General features: G+C 62.4%; 19 protein-coding genes. 5 read left to right on the forward strand and 14 right to left on the reverse strand.

All coding sequences use genetic code 11. The annotated features are described in order from the left end of the window. Window positions 1–8: 8 nt before the first annotated feature. The 3 genes from EFQ99_RS20610 to EFQ99_RS20620 are packed head-to-tail and all read right to left on the reverse strand — an operon-like array spanning window position 9 to window position 1374. Window positions 9–560, reverse strand: coding sequence for a DUF4865 family protein (locus EFQ99_RS20610; protein WP_126923081.1), 552 nt, complete (start codon window positions 558–560; stop codon window positions 9–11). Next, a complete protein-coding gene (locus EFQ99_RS20615) occupies window positions 557–958 on the reverse strand; it encodes a cupin domain-containing protein (protein ID WP_126923082.1) in 402 nt (133 codons plus the stop codon). Before EFQ99_RS20615 ends, EFQ99_RS20610 begins: the two co-directional genes overlap by 4 nt. After that, window positions 955–1374: a tautomerase family protein gene (locus EFQ99_RS20620; protein WP_126923083.1), complete on the reverse strand. Its 420-nt coding sequence runs from the start codon at window positions 1372–1374 to the stop codon at window positions 955–957. The genes EFQ99_RS20615 and EFQ99_RS20620 overlap by 4 nt, the downstream gene beginning before the upstream one ends. A gap of 115 nt (window positions 1375–1489) precedes the next feature. On the opposite strand from EFQ99_RS20620, the gene EFQ99_RS20625 reads away from it, so the two are divergent. Continuing rightward, the gene (locus tag EFQ99_RS20625) at window positions 1490–2377 is read left to right on the forward strand and encodes a LysR substrate-binding domain-containing protein (RefSeq protein WP_126923216.1); all 888 of its coding nucleotides are present in this window, start codon (window positions 1490–1492) and stop codon (window positions 2375–2377) included. A 226-nt stretch (window positions 2378–2603) separates the two neighbouring features. Then, the gene (locus tag EFQ99_RS20630) at window positions 2604–3410 is read left to right on the forward strand and encodes a phytanoyl-CoA dioxygenase family protein (protein ID WP_126923084.1); all 807 of its coding nucleotides are present in this window, start codon (window positions 2604–2606) and stop codon (window positions 3408–3410) included. 140 nt (window positions 3411–3550) lie between these two features. On the opposite strand, the gene EFQ99_RS20635 is transcribed toward EFQ99_RS20630, so the two are convergent. Beyond that, complete coding sequence (locus EFQ99_RS20635; RefSeq protein WP_126923085.1) at window positions 3551–4495, reverse strand: GlxA family transcriptional regulator; 945 nt, start codon at window positions 4493–4495, stop codon at window positions 3551–3553. Window positions 4496–4611: 116 nt separating this feature from the next. Between EFQ99_RS20635 and EFQ99_RS20640 the strand changes: the two genes are divergently transcribed. Next, window positions 4612–5409, forward strand: coding sequence for an SDR family NAD(P)-dependent oxidoreductase (locus EFQ99_RS20640; RefSeq protein ID WP_126923086.1), 798 nt, complete (start codon window positions 4612–4614; stop codon window positions 5407–5409). A 20-nt stretch (window positions 5410–5429) separates the two neighbouring features. Here the strand turns inward: EFQ99_RS20640 and EFQ99_RS20645 are convergent, their stop codons facing one another. The 8 genes from EFQ99_RS20645 to EFQ99_RS20680 form a co-directional block, all read right to left on the reverse strand. Beyond that, the gene (locus tag EFQ99_RS20645) at window positions 5430–6404 is read right to left on the reverse strand and encodes a threonine ammonia-lyase (protein ID WP_126923087.1); all 975 of its coding nucleotides are present in this window, start codon (window positions 6402–6404) and stop codon (window positions 5430–5432) included. A 122-nt stretch (window positions 6405–6526) separates the two neighbouring features. Next, window positions 6527–8263: a gamma-glutamyltransferase gene (gene ggt / locus EFQ99_RS20650; protein WP_126923088.1), complete on the reverse strand. Its 1737-nt coding sequence runs from the start codon at window positions 8261–8263 to the stop codon at window positions 6527–6529. Between the two features lie 116 nt (window positions 8264–8379). Next, window positions 8380–9435: an alpha/beta fold hydrolase gene (locus tag EFQ99_RS20655; RefSeq protein ID WP_126923089.1), complete on the reverse strand. Its 1056-nt coding sequence runs from the start codon at window positions 9433–9435 to the stop codon at window positions 8380–8382. Window positions 9436–9539: 104 nt separating this feature from the next. Continuing rightward, window positions 9540–10154 (reverse strand): tetratricopeptide repeat protein, encoded by a 615-nt coding sequence (locus tag EFQ99_RS20660; RefSeq protein WP_126923090.1) that lies wholly within the window; start codon window positions 10152–10154, stop codon window positions 9540–9542. Between the two features lie 111 nt (window positions 10155–10265). Beyond that, window positions 10266–10391: a type B 50S ribosomal protein L36 gene (gene ykgO / locus EFQ99_RS20665; RefSeq protein WP_003582204.1), complete on the reverse strand. Its 126-nt coding sequence runs from the start codon at window positions 10389–10391 to the stop codon at window positions 10266–10268. Between the two features lie 165 nt (window positions 10392–10556). Then, the gene (locus tag EFQ99_RS20670) at window positions 10557–11633 is read right to left on the reverse strand and encodes a 5-(carboxyamino)imidazole ribonucleotide synthase (RefSeq protein WP_126923091.1); all 1077 of its coding nucleotides are present in this window, start codon (window positions 11631–11633) and stop codon (window positions 10557–10559) included. After that, window positions 11630–12124, reverse strand: a complete 495-nt coding sequence (purE, locus tag EFQ99_RS20675) for a 5-(carboxyamino)imidazole ribonucleotide mutase (RefSeq protein ID WP_126923092.1) — start codon at window positions 12122–12124, stop codon at window positions 11630–11632. The genes EFQ99_RS20670 and purE overlap by 4 nt, the downstream gene beginning before the upstream one ends. A gap of 17 nt (window positions 12125–12141) precedes the next feature. Further along, window positions 12142–12345 (reverse strand): YdcH family protein, encoded by a 204-nt coding sequence (locus tag EFQ99_RS20680; RefSeq protein WP_008533140.1) that lies wholly within the window; start codon window positions 12343–12345, stop codon window positions 12142–12144. Between the two features lie 228 nt (window positions 12346–12573). On the opposite strand from EFQ99_RS20680, the gene EFQ99_RS20685 reads away from it, so the two are divergent. Next, window positions 12574–12747 (forward strand): YdcH family protein, encoded by a 174-nt coding sequence (locus tag EFQ99_RS20685; RefSeq protein ID WP_126923093.1) that lies wholly within the window; start codon window positions 12574–12576, stop codon window positions 12745–12747. Between the two features lie 200 nt (window positions 12748–12947). On the opposite strand, the gene EFQ99_RS20690 is transcribed toward EFQ99_RS20685, so the two are convergent. Together EFQ99_RS20690 and EFQ99_RS20695 are read right to left on the reverse strand one after the other, a co-directional pair. Continuing rightward, window positions 12948–13208: an ArsR/SmtB family transcription factor gene (locus EFQ99_RS20690; RefSeq protein ID WP_008533138.1), complete on the reverse strand. Its 261-nt coding sequence runs from the start codon at window positions 13206–13208 to the stop codon at window positions 12948–12950. Between the two features lie 70 nt (window positions 13209–13278). Then, window positions 13279–14043: a sulfite exporter TauE/SafE family protein gene (locus tag EFQ99_RS20695; RefSeq protein ID WP_126923094.1), complete on the reverse strand. Its 765-nt coding sequence runs from the start codon at window positions 14041–14043 to the stop codon at window positions 13279–13281. Between the two features lie 107 nt (window positions 14044–14150). Here EFQ99_RS20695 and EFQ99_RS20700 point away from each other — a divergent pair, with 107 nt between their 5' ends. Continuing rightward, entirely contained in the window at window positions 14151–14804 is a 654-nt protein-coding gene (locus EFQ99_RS20700; RefSeq protein ID WP_126923095.1) for a thiamine phosphate synthase, read from the forward strand. The last annotated feature ends 8 nt before the right edge of the window (window positions 14805–14812 follow it).

Below are 14812 nucleotides of genomic sequence, written 5' to 3' on the forward strand. Positions count from 1 at the left end.
GCTCGGAATCAAGGCAGGGACAGATGGCCGACGCGATAGGCCTGCGTGTCTTCGGTGATCTCGGGCATATCTTTCCATAGCCTGAAGCGCACCCGTGTCCACGTCGTCGGTTCGAAACCGGAGACGGAAGCGAGCGCGCCGCCGGTCGCGAGATCGGCTTCGACCTCAGCGCTTTCGGCATGGCGGATATCCGCGAGCGGCGCGTAGGCCTCCGTCTGCAGAATGTTGCAGGTAGCAAACCTTGCCGCAGCGATATCGGGGGAGATATCCGCTCGCCAGACGATCCAGGTCCTTACCTGCGGCCAGCCGAAGGCGTCGGTGAGCGCTTGGAATCCCGGGCCGCAGAGAAAGTCGCTTGCCCCTTCCGGTTTTTGCCAGAGATAGAAGGGCGCATAGAGATTGTCGCGGCTGCCGAATTCATTCCGGCGGGCGCTGAGATAAGCCTTGAAACCAAGATTGGGAAAGCCGTCGAGCAGCGGTCCCTTGTCGCGGATGCGGCGGTCGATGATCGACATGTCGTAGTCGGCCGGCAGAGTGAAGCCGTATTGCATGGCGATCATCGCCGTCTCTCCACATGATCCAGCCATTCGACGGCGCTGCCGTTTTCCCTCGGTTGGATGCTGATATAGCTGAAGGGGCTGTCATCGGCCGCGCCATGCCAGTGGTGCTCGCCGGGCGCGAACCAGACCGCGTCGCCGGCTCGCAAGTTTTCGACCGGGCCGCCCTCGTTCTGCGCAAGCCCGTGTCCGGAAAGCACATAGAGCAACTGCCCCTTGGGGTGCGTGTGCCAGCGGGTGATGGTGCCGGGGTCGAGCGTGGCGCGCATCGCGGTGTTCTCGCCGTCGGCGCCTTCGAGCAGCATCTCCACCCAGAAGGGCGCCGTTGCCACGCACTCCGGGGAGCGGACCACCTTGCCCGGATGGCTGACGGTCATCGTCTTCGGGTTGGAAGTGCTCATTGCCGGCCTCCAGCCACCCGTTGCCGCCAGTCCGGATCGGTCATCTGGGCGATGCCGTTGCCGAAGGACCAGTCGTCAGGCGCGCTGGTGCTGATGACGATCATGACATCCTCGGGCCTGAGGCCCGGCGACACTGCCAGGAGATCGGCGAGCCGCCGGTAGAGCGCCGCCTTCATCTCGGCCGTGCGGGGCCTGCCTATTGTAATCGAGATGTAGACGAAATCGTCGGAGCGCGGGCCGGCGAGATAGCTGCGGTCGAAGATCAGCTCGTTCTCGTCATGCTGGTGGATGGCCTGGAAGCGATCGTTTTCGGGTACGTCAAAGGTCTCGACCAGAGCGCGCTGGATGTTGTCGGCGAGCGCTACGAGATAGTCCGGCGACTTGCCTTTGCGAAGGGAAATGCGAATGAAGGGCATTGGGATCTCCATGGTTCGGGCCGTTCACCGGCCTTGACAGAAACCATCGCACAGCACGATAATGCTGAAAATCAGAATTTTATGGATCGATGATCCTGAAAAACGGGACTATTACATGCGGCGGACGATCTTCGACCTCGATGTGCTGCGAACCTTTTCGACGGGTATGGAACTCGGCAATTTCGCCAAGGCGGCAGAACGGCTCGGGCGTTCGACCTCGGCCGTCAGCGCGCAGTTGAAGAAGCTGGAGGAGCAGGCGGGCACGCCGATCTTCCGCAAATCGGGGCGCGGGCTGGTGCTGACCGATGCCGGCGAGACGATGCTTGGCTATGCCAGACGGCTGCTGGAACTCAACGACGAGGCGGCGGCGGCCGTGCACAGCGTCGAGCTGGAGGGCTGGGTACGGCTCGGCCTGCAGGAGGATTTCGGCGAGAACCTGCTGCCTGAAGTGCTCGGTCGTTTTGCGCGTGCCCATCCCAAGGTGCGGATCGAAGCGCGGGTGGTGCGCAATGCCGAACTGCTCGAACGTGTCACGGCAGGCAAGCTCGATCTGGCGCTTGCCTGGAGCGACGGTACGCTGACGGCGCATTGCGAGCAGATCGGCGAAGTGCCGATGTGCTGGATCGGGCCCGTCGATGGCCAGCCAGGCTGGCAAGCGGCAAGCGGCGAACCAATGCCGCTCGCGTCGCTGGAGGCGCCTTGCCTGCTGCGCAATGCGGCGACCCGGGCGCTTGACGAGGCGGGCATTTCCTGGCGGCTTGCCTTTGTCAGCCCCAGTCTCGGCGGCCTCTGGGCCGCGACCGCGGCAGGGCTCGGTCTGACCATCCGCACGCCGATCGGTCTGCCGGCGAAGGTCCGGCCGCTCACGCCCGAGGCCGTTGGCCTGCCCGTTTTGCCGAAGCTCGGCCTGGTCCTGCATCGAGCGGAGGCCGAACTGCAACCGGCCGCGGCGCGGCTTGCCGAACTGGTGCTGCAGTCGGTGCATGGCGCCCTGCGCGGCTGATATCGCGGCATTGACCCTTCCGGCGCGTGGCTGTAGCCTCTTTGCCATGACGATGATCACTCTCAACATCGCTACGGTCTTCTTCTTGAGCCTCTAAGGCTCCGCCTTCGGGCATCAGAAGATGCGGCCGCTTGCCAGCCTTTGCGGCTGGTGCGTTGCCGTCGATGTAACCACCTGCATCTGGCCAAGCAAAGAGCCGGCAGGTTTGGCGATAGAGAGATATTTCATGACATCAGCTGTTTACCCGCCGGCGCTGAACGCCGCGCAGATCGAGCAATTCATCGAGGATGGTTTCGTCAGGATCGACGATGCTTTTCCTCGCGAACTGGCTGGGGAAGCCCGGGCCATCATGTGGCGTGACATTCCCTTCGATGCCGATGATCCAAGCACGTGGATGCAGCCGGTCGTACGGCTTGCCGGCTACGGTGGCGGGCCGTTCGAGAAGGCGGTCAATACGCCGGTTCTGCATTCCGCCTTCGACCAACTCGTCGGCGCCGGGCGCTGGGAGCCGCGCGATGGGCTCGGCAACTTTCCGGTTCGCTTTCCCCATCCCGATGATCCCGGCGATGGCGGCTGGCATGTCGATGTGAGCTTTCCCGGCGAGCATTCCGATCCGGACGAGCAGCAGGATTTTTCCGCCTGGCGGGTGAACATCACCTCGCGTGGACGGGCGCTGTTGATGCTCTTCCTGTTCTCGGACGTCGGGGAGGAGGATGCGCCGACCCGCATCCGCGTCGGCTCGCACCAGGATATCGCACGCCTCCTGGCGCCGGCGGGCGAGGCGGGAATGGCGCATCTCTGGCTGGAGCATGTGGGCGAGGATCGGCCGCTCGCGTTGGCGACGGGGCGGGCGGGCACGGTCTATCTGTGCCATCCGTTCCTCATCCATGCGGCGCAGATGCATCGCGGCAAGGAGCCGCGTTTCATGGCGCAGCCCGGCCTTGCGCCTTCCGAACCGCTTCGGCTCGATCGGCAGGATGGCGCCTATTCGCCGGTCGAGATCGCGATCCGACGGGCGCTTCAGGAGCGATAGTGAAGAGAGAAAGCACCCGGCCGCCTACAGCGCTGCGCGTCTTTTGAGACGCGCAAAGGACGCTGTAGCACTTTGAATGGCTGCATAATTTTATCCTTAAATCGAATCCGATTTAAGGAATTATGCAGCAGGCCGGGTGCTCATATCTGCATTTCCTGCTGGGCGTTGCGGCGAATTGCCTGCGGCGGTTGGCCGAAGGCGCGCAGGAAGGCGCGGCGCATGCGTTCGCGACCGGCAAAGCCGGTCTCGTCGGCGACCACGTCGATCGGGTGGCGGCTTTGCTCCATCATCAGTCGGGCGGCCTCGAGCCTGAGGTTCTCGACGGCCTTGGCCGGCGACTGTCCGGTTTCGGCGCGAAAGGCGCGGCTGAACTGGCGGGGGCTGAGATGGGCAGCTTCCGCCAGTTCTTCGACCGAAAGCTGTGATTTCAAATTGCCGCGGGCAAAGTCGAGCGCCTTCTGAATGCGGTCGGATTTCGGTTCCAACTCCAGCAGCGCGGAAAACTGCGATTGGCCGCCGGACCGGCGGTGATAGACGACGAGCATTCGGGCCACGGAGCGGGCGACCACGATGCCGTGGTCCTTCTCGACCATGGCAAGTGCCAGGTCGATCCCGGCGGTCATGCCGGCCGATGTCCAGACCGAACCGTCGATGATGAAGATGCGGTCCTCCTCCACCCTGATCTTCGGGTAACGCGCCTTCATCTCGTGGGCGAGGCACCAGTGGGTCGTTGCGCGGCGACCGTCGAGAATGCCGGCTTCGGCAAGGAAGAAGGCGCCGGTGCAGATCGACGCGAGGCGGCGAGATCCGCCCAGTGCGGCGCGAATGAAGGCGCTTTCGCCAGGCTTCGGAAGCACGAGGTTGGGTGCGCCGACAACGATCAGCGTGTCGAAAGCCGGATCGCCGAAAGGCTCGGTCTCGATCGACATGCCGAGCGAGGTTCGCAGCGGACCGCCGGCTTCGGAGATGTAGGTGATGTCATAGGCCTTCCGTCCGAGTTCGAGATTGGTGAATTCGAAGACCGAGACGGCGGCCAGGCTCATGATCTGAAAACCGGGATAGAGCAGGAAAGCGATTTGCTGCATGGCTGAGGTTCCAATGTCCTAAAAGGTGGTATATATGACATTCAGGACGCCGACAATCCGGCATATGGTTCTCTTCAGGCGCAAGGCATAGGTCGGCGCAACGAAGGAGACGGAGCATGGCACAGGAATATAAGGGTACGGCGCTTGTCACCGGCGCATCTTCGGGCATCGGCGCGATCTATGCCCATAGGCTGGCGAAACAGGGTTACGACCTGATCATCGTCGCCCGCAATGGCGAGCGGCTGAAGGCTTTGGCAAGCCGGCTGACGACGGAGAGCGGCAGGACGGTAGAGACGATCGTCGCCGATCTCGGCAACAAGGCGGACCTTGCCCGCGTTGAGGCAGTGCTGAAGGACGACCGGAGCATCACGCTTCTCGTCAACAATGCCGGCTTCGGAGGAACGGCCCCGCTGCTTGCCGCCGATGTCGACAAAATGCAGGAGATGATCGAACTCAATGTGACGGCGCTGATGCGGCTGACTTATGCCGCCGTTCCCGGTTTCGTTTCACGCGGCGGCGGCACGATCATCAACATCGCTTCCATTGTCGCGATTGCCCCGGAGCTCTTGAACGGCGTCTATGGCGGCACGAAAGCCTTCGTGCTTGCCTTCAGCCAGTCGCTGAAGCACGAGCTGGCGGAGAAGAACATCCGCGTCCAGGCCGTGCTGCCCGGCGCCACCGCGACCGAATTCTGGGGCATCGCCGGTACGCCGGTCGAACACCTGCCCGATGAGATCGTGATGTCGGCGGAAGACATGGTCGATGCCTCGCTCGCGGGCCTCGAGCAGGGTGAATTCGCTACGATTCCCTCGCTTGAGGATGCGACCCTGCTGGCCGCCTATGAGCAGGCGCGTCAGGCATTGATGCCGAACCTCTCTCGCACCGCACCGGCACAACGTTACAAGGCGGCCTGATCAAGCCACCGGCGTATCGTTCAGCCGAAGCGTTCGAGCGCCATGGCGAAGATGTTGGAATCGACGTTGCCGCCCGAGGTGACGACGACGGCGGTGTCGCTTTCCAGCGCGTCGCCGTGGAAAAGGGCGGCGGCAAGCGCCACTGCAGCACCAGGCTCGACGACGATCTTCAGCCTGACGAAAGCAAGCGCCATGGCGCGAAGCGCTTCCTCGTCGGTAACGACAATGCCGGCGCCGACGAGGCGTTTCAGGATCGGGAAGGTGATATTGCCAGGCTGCGGCGTGAGGATCGCGTCGCAGATCGAGCCCGACATCGAGGCGTTGCGTTCGATCCTGCCGGAGGCGAGCGAGCGGGTGGTATCGTCGAAATTCTCGGGCTCGCAGGGACGGACGCGGAGGCCGGGGGCGCTGGCTTCGAGGGCGAGGGCGATGCCCGAGGTCAGTCCGCCGCCGCCGCAGGGAACCAGGACCTCCGCAGAGGTAACACCTTCCTCTTCGGCCTGTTCGGAGATTTCGAGGCCGGTCGTGCCCTGGCCGGCGATGACGAGCGGCTCGTCGAAAGGCTTGATCAGCGTCAGGCCGCGTTCTGCCGAAAGCCTCGCGCCGATTTCGTCGCGATCCTCGTTGGCGCGGTCGTAAAGGACGACTTCGGCGCCGAACGCGCGGGTATTGGCGATCTTAAGCTTCGGCGCATCGCTCGGCATGATGATGACGGAGGGCACCCCGTGCAGCTTGGCCGCGAGGGCGACGCCCTGGGCATGGTTGCCGGAGGAAAAGGCGATGACGCCCTTCGCGCGCACAGCCGGATCGAGGCCGGAGACCGCCGACCAGCCGCCGCGAAACTTGAACGAACCGGAATGCTGCAGGCATTCCGCCTTTATGAAGAGGCGGCGGCCGGCGATTTCATTCAGGAACGGGGAGGAGAGAAGCGGTGTGCGCCTTGCATGACCGCGCAGACGGGCGCGGGCGGCGACAATCATTTCAATGCTGGCCATTGGGAATCTTTCTGCTTGCGGGTTCGCTCATGCATAGGGCGAGGCAAAACGTTTGTGAACGGTGACTTTGTCACCGTGACACGAATGGGAGAGTGCCTTTGCCGCCCGCAATCCGCCGACCGTCAGTAGCCGTTTGCCGATCCTTCCGCCGCACGGCTGTCCATGGCGCCGTTATACCGCGCGCCGCCGCCCTTCGCGATGGCGGCAAGACTCTTTCCGCCGACGAGAATGCCGGCGGCCTGACCCCAGACCGGCCCGTCATTGCCGCCGTCGAAGCTGTAGCCCATGGCAGCGAGGGTCTTCTCCGTGTCGGGCGAAAGCGCATAAGGTTCGAGATAGATCTTATCCGGCTGCCATTGGTGATGGAAACGCGGGGCGTTGACCGCCTGACTGATATCCATGCCGAAATCGACGACGTTGAGGATCGCCTCCAGCGTGATGGTGATGATGCGCGAACCGCCGGGGCTGCCGATCACCATGAAGGGCTTGCCGTCGCGGGTGACGATCGTCGGGCTCATCGAAGAGAGCGGCGTCTTCTTGGGCGCGATGGCATTCGCCTCGCCCTGCACGAGGCCGTAAAGGTTCGGCACCCCCGGCTTGGAGGTGAAATCGTCCATCTCGTTGTTGAGCAGCACGCCGGTGCCCGGCGCCACGACGGCTGCGCCGAAGGAGCCGTTCAGCGTATAGGTGACGGCAACGGCATTGCCCTCGTCGTCGATGATCGAATAGTGCGTCGTCTCGGTGCTTTCCTTGCCGCCGAGCGGTTTCAGGTTTGCCGAGGTGCCGGCCTTGTAAGGATCGATCTTCGCCGCGATCTCCTTGGCATAAGCCTTGTCCAGCAGCTTTTCCACAGGGTTCTCGACGAAATCGGGATCGCCGAGTGCAGCGTTGCGGTCGACATAGGCGTAGCGCATCGCCTCGACCATGACGTGGACCGTTTCGGCCGAGCCGTAGCCGAGATAGGAGAGCGGATATCCCTCGAGAACGTTCAATATCTCGCAGATGATGACGCCGCCGGAGGAGGGCGGTGGCGACGAGATGATGTCGTAACCGCGGTAATTGCACTCGATCGGCTTCAGTTCACGCACGGCATATTGCTCGAAATCCTCCTTGGCGAGAATGCCGCCCTTGGCCTGGCTTGTCTTGACGATCGCCTCGGCGGGTGCGGCCTTGTAAAAGGCGTCGGGGCCTTTTTCGGAGATGGCCGAGAGCACCGCAGCGAGATCCGGCTGCTGGAGTTTTTCGCCCGAGGCATAGGGCTTTCCATCCGGTTTCAGGAAGATCTTCGCCGCTTCTTCATCCCTGGCGAGGCGTTTGGCGTTGCCGGCGAAACTGGCGGCGTCGCCCTGTTCCAGCGTGAAGCCTTCCCTAGCGAAGCGGAGTGCGGGGGCGATCAGATCCTCGCGGGGCCGGGTGCCGTATTTCTCGCGGGCGGTCTCCAAGCCCATGACGGAGCCGGGAACGCCGACGGCGAGATAACCGTCGAGGCTAGCGCGCGGCACGATATCGCCCTTGGCATCGAGATACATGGTCTTCGTCGCCGCGAGCGGCGCGCGCTCGCGGAAATCGAGAAAGGTCTTCGTGCCGTCCTTCAGGCGGATGGTCATGAAACCGCCGCCGCCGAGATTGCCGGCCGAGGGATAGACGACTGCCAGCGCATAACCGACGGCGACCGCAGCATCGACGGCGTTGCCGCCGCTTTTCAACACGTCGACGCCGACATCGGTCGCCAGATGCTGGGCGGTGACGACCATGCCGTGCTCGGCTTCGACAGGTGCCGGTGAGGCGGCGAAAGCCGAGGTCAGGCTCAGCGCTAGCGCTGATATGACAGAGATCGTCCCGATATGCAGCCGGCCCATGTTTTCCCCTCCTATAGACGATGATGAAAAACATATGGGGCTGCCGCGGCCCGCGGCAATGCAATGTTCGCCTTTATGCGAGGAGCTCGGAGAGTTTCCTGTTGGTGTCGAAGCCGTCAGGCGCCGCGCAGGGCGCCCGGCATAAGCGACGGTTGGGTTCCGACCGTCTGTTCGTGTGATGCGACGGCAAGCCTTTCCTCGGCCCTGCGGGCGATTGCCTGCAGGTCGAGGGGTTTGCCTGATATCTTTTCCATGGCGGCGATGGCGACATCGGTTGCGAGATAATCGGGCTTGTGGCCGACGCCGGCAACGGTGATGAGCTCGGAGCCTGATATATCGCGGGCAAGGCCGCGCGAATGCAGGTGTTCCCAGACGATCTCGTCGCTGTCGCCCGTGATGATGACGGTCGGTGCGGTGATCTGCGAATAGAGCGGCGACTGCTCCTTCACATAGGCGAGCAGCCTTTTGAAATCGGCGGCGTTGTTGTGGAAAGCGTTGGGTCGCAGCACCAGCGACGGACCGGTCTTTTCGATGTAATCGACGGGGCGCGGATTGGGGCGGAAGACGTTCAGCGTGCCGCGCTCCAGCCGGCGCAGCCCGAGCGGCACGACGAGCGCGTGATTGAAGAGCCAGCCGATAACGGGTGCTGCGGCGACATGATAATACCAGTCGATGCCACCCGGCCAGGGATGGGTGGCGGGCGCGAGAAAGAGCAGGCCGGCTGTTTTTTTGGGATGGCGCAGGCCGAAGGCTGCGGCAATCGCGCCGCCGAAGGAGTGGCCGACGATAACAGCCTTCTCGATGCCACGCTTCTCCATCAGCCGGGCAATCGCATCGGCCTGGCCGGAGGGGATGGCGTTCTCAGGACCGCCGCGCTCGGAATAACCATGGCCGGGGCGATCGACGAAAAGCATTTCGGCCCGGCCCTCGAGTGCGGTGCGAAAGGCGGCGACCTGATCGAGCAGATTGCCGCTGGCGCCATGAATGAAGACGAGCGCCGGCAGATCCGCATTTTCGGGACGGGGAATGTGGACGGCGTTCATGCGGTAGCCGCCGACATCCGTCAATTCGCCGATATTCGGATATGCCTGTTCGAATTGCCGAGCCTTATAGGAGGAATAGCCGATGGCGGCAGCGAGAGGGGCGAGAAGAGCGGAAACTTCTGCGAACATGATCTTAACGGGCGATAATTGCTGCGGTCCTGCGGGGCGGACGGTCCTCCCCTATATTCTAAAATTGCGCGGCGAGGCCGCGCGTCAAGATCGGCGAGCTGGAATCAGGTGCGGTTTCCGGCGAGTTTTTCCGACAGCGTATTGATCTGTTCCTGCGCCGTGCGTTCGGCCGGATAGATCGTGAGGAGCTGCTCCCAGGCCTTCAATGCCAGCTGATCGTTGCCAGCATTGCTCAGAATCGCCGCCATGCCGGAGAGCGCGCCGAAATGGCGCGGCTCGAGATCCAGGACGTGCTCTATGTCGGACATCGATTTGCGGTAGTTGCCCATGATGAAATTCAGCGTGGCGCGGCGGTTCCAGCTCTCGGCGTAATCCGGTTTCAGCGCGATCGCCTCATCGAGGAAGTCGAGCGCGGCGGGATTGCGCTTTTCCTCGATCGCCTTGTCGGCCCACTGCATCAGCAGATTGATGGTGGCGCTGCCGGAATCGTTCCATTGCAGACGGATTTCGTTGGCGATGCCGCCGGCCTTTTCAGGGTCACGTTCACGTTTCAGCTGACCGAAGAGCTGGTCGAGGCGTTGTTTCGGCGAGCTGTTGACATTGGTCTGCTCGACGATGACGTCCTTTTCCGCGGCGGTAGCCGGCAGGGCGGAGGCGAACAGAATGAGAGCGAGCGGCAGTGCCGCTGACGTCAAAGCAAAAAAGCGCATGGCGGACATATTAGCCCGCCAGTGCCGAAGATCAAACGAATTTGACGTGATCACCGTAGCGACCCACCGGATATGTTTGCATGCGCAGATTGCGCGGCAAGGCGATCCGGACGCGCGAAATCAGCCCTGACGAGCCTTGTAGCGCGGGTTCAGCTTGTTGATGATGTAGATGCGGCCCTTGCGGCGAACCAGACGGTTGTCACGGTGGCGAGCCTTGAGCGACTTGAGCGAATTCTTGATCTTCATTTTTCTGATCCGCGATGTTGATGGGGGAATTCACATTCGCCCGTATCTTTAACAATCAAAAGCGCGCCATCGGGGCGCGCTCTTTAGGTGGGGGTGCAGATACCCCGTCACCCACACCATGTCAACCGTATGAAGGTGTTTTTCCCGGGGCTTGTCCGCGTTTTCTCACGGTGAAATCGGCGATTTCGGCGTCAACGTGGTGACATGACCCATCTTGCGGCCAGGACGCCATTCGCTCTTGCCGTAGAGATGAACCAGCGTGTCGGCACGTCGCAGCCAGTCGGGAACAGCGAGGATGTCGTCGCCGATCAGGTTCTGCATGACGCAGTCGGAGTGGCGCTCGGCATTGCCGAGCGGCAGGCCGGCGACGGCGCGGATATGTTGTTCGAACTGGCTGACGACGCAGGCGGCCTCTGTCCAATGGCCGGAATTGTGCACGCGCGGAGCCATCTCGTTGGCGATGAGGCTGCCATCTGCGAGCACGAAGAATTCGATGCCGATGACGCCGACATAGTTCAACGCGGCGAGGATCTTTTCGGCCGATCGGCGCGCGGCGTCGGCCGTCGCCGGAGGGATCGCGGCTGGAACCGTCGAAGTGTGGAGGATGCCGTTGCGATGGACGTTCTCGGCGGGATCGAAGCAGACGACCGCGCCGTCCGTGGCGCGCGCGGCGATGATCGAAACCTCGCGCTCGAAGGCGATGAAGCTTTCAAGGATGAGCGGCACGCCGCCGAGCGCGGCGTAGGCGCCGTCAGGACTATCGGCTGCCGAGCGGAAAACCTTCTGTCCCTTGCCGTCATAACCGAGACGGCGGGTCTTCAGCACGCCCTGGCCGCCGAAATCCTGTAGTGCCGCTTCGAGCTCGGCCTGACTGTCGATTGCGTGAAAGCGGGCAGTTGATATGCCGCAGCCATTGAGGAAGCGTTTTTCGACGAGCCTGTCTTGGGCCGCCTCCAGCGCCTTCGCAGGCGGGTAGACGGGAACGCGCGCAGCGAGCGTCTCGGCGGCCGCAACGGGCACATTCTCGAATTCGTAGGTGACGAGATCGCAGGCGGCCGCGAGTTCGGAAAGCGCTGCCGGATCGTCATAGGCGGCGACGATCTGCCGGTTGGCGAGCTGGGCGGCGGGGCAATCGGCCTGCGGCTCGAGGATGATGATGCGGAAATTCAGCCGGGCGGCGGCAATGGCCAGCATGCGGCCGAGCTGGCCGCCGCCGATAATGCCGATCGTTGCTGCGCTCATAGGTCGTCCATCGGGTATTCGGCGACGGCAGCACTCTGGCGTTCGCGCCATTCGTCGAGCCGGTCGGCGATTTCCTCGTCGGAGAGGGCAAGCACGGCGGCGGCGAGAAGGGCGGCGTTGACCGCGCCCGCCTTGCCGATGGCGAGTGTTCCCACAGGAATGCCCGCCGGCATCTGCACGATGGAAAGAAGACTATCCTGGCCGGACAGGGCTTTCGACTGGACCGGTACGCCGAAGACCGGCAGCGGCGTCATCGATGCGGCCATGCCCGGCAGGTGGGCGGCGCCGCCGGCGCCGGCGATGATGACCTTGAAACCTTCGGCACGTGCGCCCTTGGCGAAATTGACCAGCCTGTCGGGTGTGCGGTGAGCCGAAATGATGCGGGCATCATAAGGGATCTCCAGCGCTTCCAGCGTGTCGGCGGCGTTCTTCATGGTCTCCCAGTCGGACTGGCTGCCCATGATAATGGCGACGGGCGGTCTGTCTGTCATCTCTATGGTCATTCCTCTCAGGCGATGATGTCAGGGATGATCTGATCTTCCAGCTTGGAGAGCTTGTCCTTGATAACAAGCTTCTTCTTCTTCATGCGCTGGACCCGCAGCGCGTCGCATCCCGTCTGGATCATGGCATTGATCGCGGCGTCGAAATCCTCGTGCTCCTGGCGCAGACGCGCCACCATGAGCCTGATATCCGCCTGTTCCTGATCGGCCATATGCATTCCCCGTTATCGTCCTCGGATCTTGTCCGATCTGCCGATGATTTCCGCAAGCTCCTATCACCAAATACGGGTAACGGCTAGTTAGTCTTGATCATGAATTTGCCATCTAGTCTTCATCTTTTGGCCTTCGACAAGCCTTCAAAAATGTGTCACAGTCCCGCGGTTGACACCTTGTTCCCCGACGACGATGGCCGGGGAAAGGTAAGAGGAAGGAAGGGTCAAATGACAGTTCAAGCTCATCTTGAATCACTCGAGAAAAAGCATGTAGCACTCGAGGAGGAGTTGCACGCGCTCAGAACAGCTCCCTCTATCTCCGATACCGAAATTGCCGAATGCAAGCGCCGCAAGTTGCGCATCAAGGACGAGATTCAGCGTCTCAAGTCATCCGTCCACTAATCCTCCCAAGAGATCCTGGTGGATCATCTTGCGTTAGAAGAGGTAAATCCATCCATTCCGCCTGAAATCAGCAAGATCCGGTGATCTCATACCAGATTTGCGCCAGCCCGATGCTTGAGGCATTGTGGCTGGCGCTTTCGCGAGGGGCATCTTCAAAAGATTTATCTGATCCGCATCGTGTCCCACGGTGGGTACACATATTAGGCCCAGAACTGATCCAGCCATAGATTGAGCTTATCGAAGCCGCGGTTGTTGACCGTGTAGATGCGCCTCGTGCCTTCCGAGGTTACCGAGACCAGATTGCTGTCGAGCAGCGCCTTCAGGTGTTGCGAGACAGCGGGGCGGCTGATCGGCAGGCCTTCGGCGAGCTCGTTGACCGTCCTTGGAGCGCGACGTAATTCCTCCAGCAGAAACCGCCGGTTCGGATCAGCAATCGCAGAGAAAGGGTCCGTGTTCGACATGCCGGGAAAGCTACGTCAAACCGGCCGTTCCAGCAAGGAAATTGTGCATTGCAGCGTAAGGAGGTCTTTATCAGCCGCCAAGGCCCTCGCGCACGATCAGCAAGGCGGCGATCAGCGCCATGGCATACATGAAAGGATAGAAGATCGCCGGCTTCATGCGCCGCACGCACCAGGCGCCGGCAAGCGTGGCGAGCGGCGCGAAGGGCAGGAGCGTTGCGGAGGTCGCGAGATTCTGCGTGTCGAGCTGGCCGAGTGCGAAATAGGGGATCAGCTTGATGGCGTTGAGGATTGCGAAGAAGCGCACGCTGGTGCCGGTATATTCGCGCGGCTGCAGCTTGAGCGGCAGGGCGTAGAACTGGAAGGGGGCGCCGCCGGCATGGGCGACGAAGCTGCCGTAGCCCGAGAACGTGCCCCAGAGACTGGCGGCGACCGGCCGCTGGCCGCGCGGCGGGAACACCTTGCCGGCGCCGGGACCGAAATTGTTCCAGAAATAGCGCAGGCAGAAGAGGATGGTTACCGCGCCGATGACGATGCGCAGTATATTACCCGGAACGAGCGCCGAGGTCGCCCAGCCGAGCCCGATACCGAAGATCGCGCCCGGCAGCATGATCTTCAACGTGGCCCAGTCGCCGTGCCTGCGCCATATGACGAGCGAGATCATGTCCATAAAGACCAGGATCGGCAACAGGATCGCCGCCGCTTCGACCGGTGAGACGACAAGGGCAAGAAAGGGCAATCCGATCAGCGACAAAGCGTCGCCCATCCCGCCTTTTGCAAGACCCACCAGCAGAACGGCAGGTACGGCAGCGTAGTAGAATGATAAGTCCTGCGGCATGGTTTCGACGTCCTCCTCTTGCAAGCCTCCTCTATCGGAACTACTCACACAAAACGAGCGCGGATCCGCCCTTTCGATGGGGAATTCGCAGGAAACGGAAAGACCTCATGACCGAACCGGAAAACCGCTGCCGCCTTGTGCTTATCGCACCCGAGATCGCCGATGCCGACGAGCAGGCAAAGATCGTCACCGATGCCCTGAAAGGCGGCGACGTCGCTTCGGTGATCTTGCCGCAATACGGGCTCGACGACGGCGCCTTCCAGAAACATGCCGAGAAATTGGTGCCGTTGATCCAGGATGCCGGGGCTGCGGCGCTGATTGCGGGCGACAGCCGCGTGGCCGGCCGGGCCAAGGCCGACGGCCTGCACCTTTCCGGAAACGCGGAGGCGCTTTCGGAAGCGATCGACAAACACGCGCCGAAGCTGATCGTCGGCGGCGGCAATGCGGCCGACCGGCATCATGCGCTGGAGATCGGGGAAGTCAGGCCGGATTATATCTTCTTCGGCAAGCTCGACGGCGATATCAAACCTGAGGCGCATCCGAAGAACCTTGCGCTCGGGGAATGGTGGGCCTCGATGATCGAGATTCCCTGCATCGTCATGGGCGGCACCGATCCGGCCTCAGCGCTTGCGGTTGCCGAGACCGGAGCCGAGTTCGTGGCGCTGCGGCTGGCGGTCTTCGGCGAGCCCGGCCGGGCACCCTCCGTCGTTGCCGAAATCAACGCGATGCTTGACGAAAAAGCGCCACGGTTTGAGGATTGAAATCGCGC

The organism is Rhizobium vallis, from assembly GCF_003985155.1.
Classification (GTDB): Bacteria; Pseudomonadota; Alphaproteobacteria; order Rhizobiales; family Rhizobiaceae; genus Rhizobium; species Rhizobium vallis.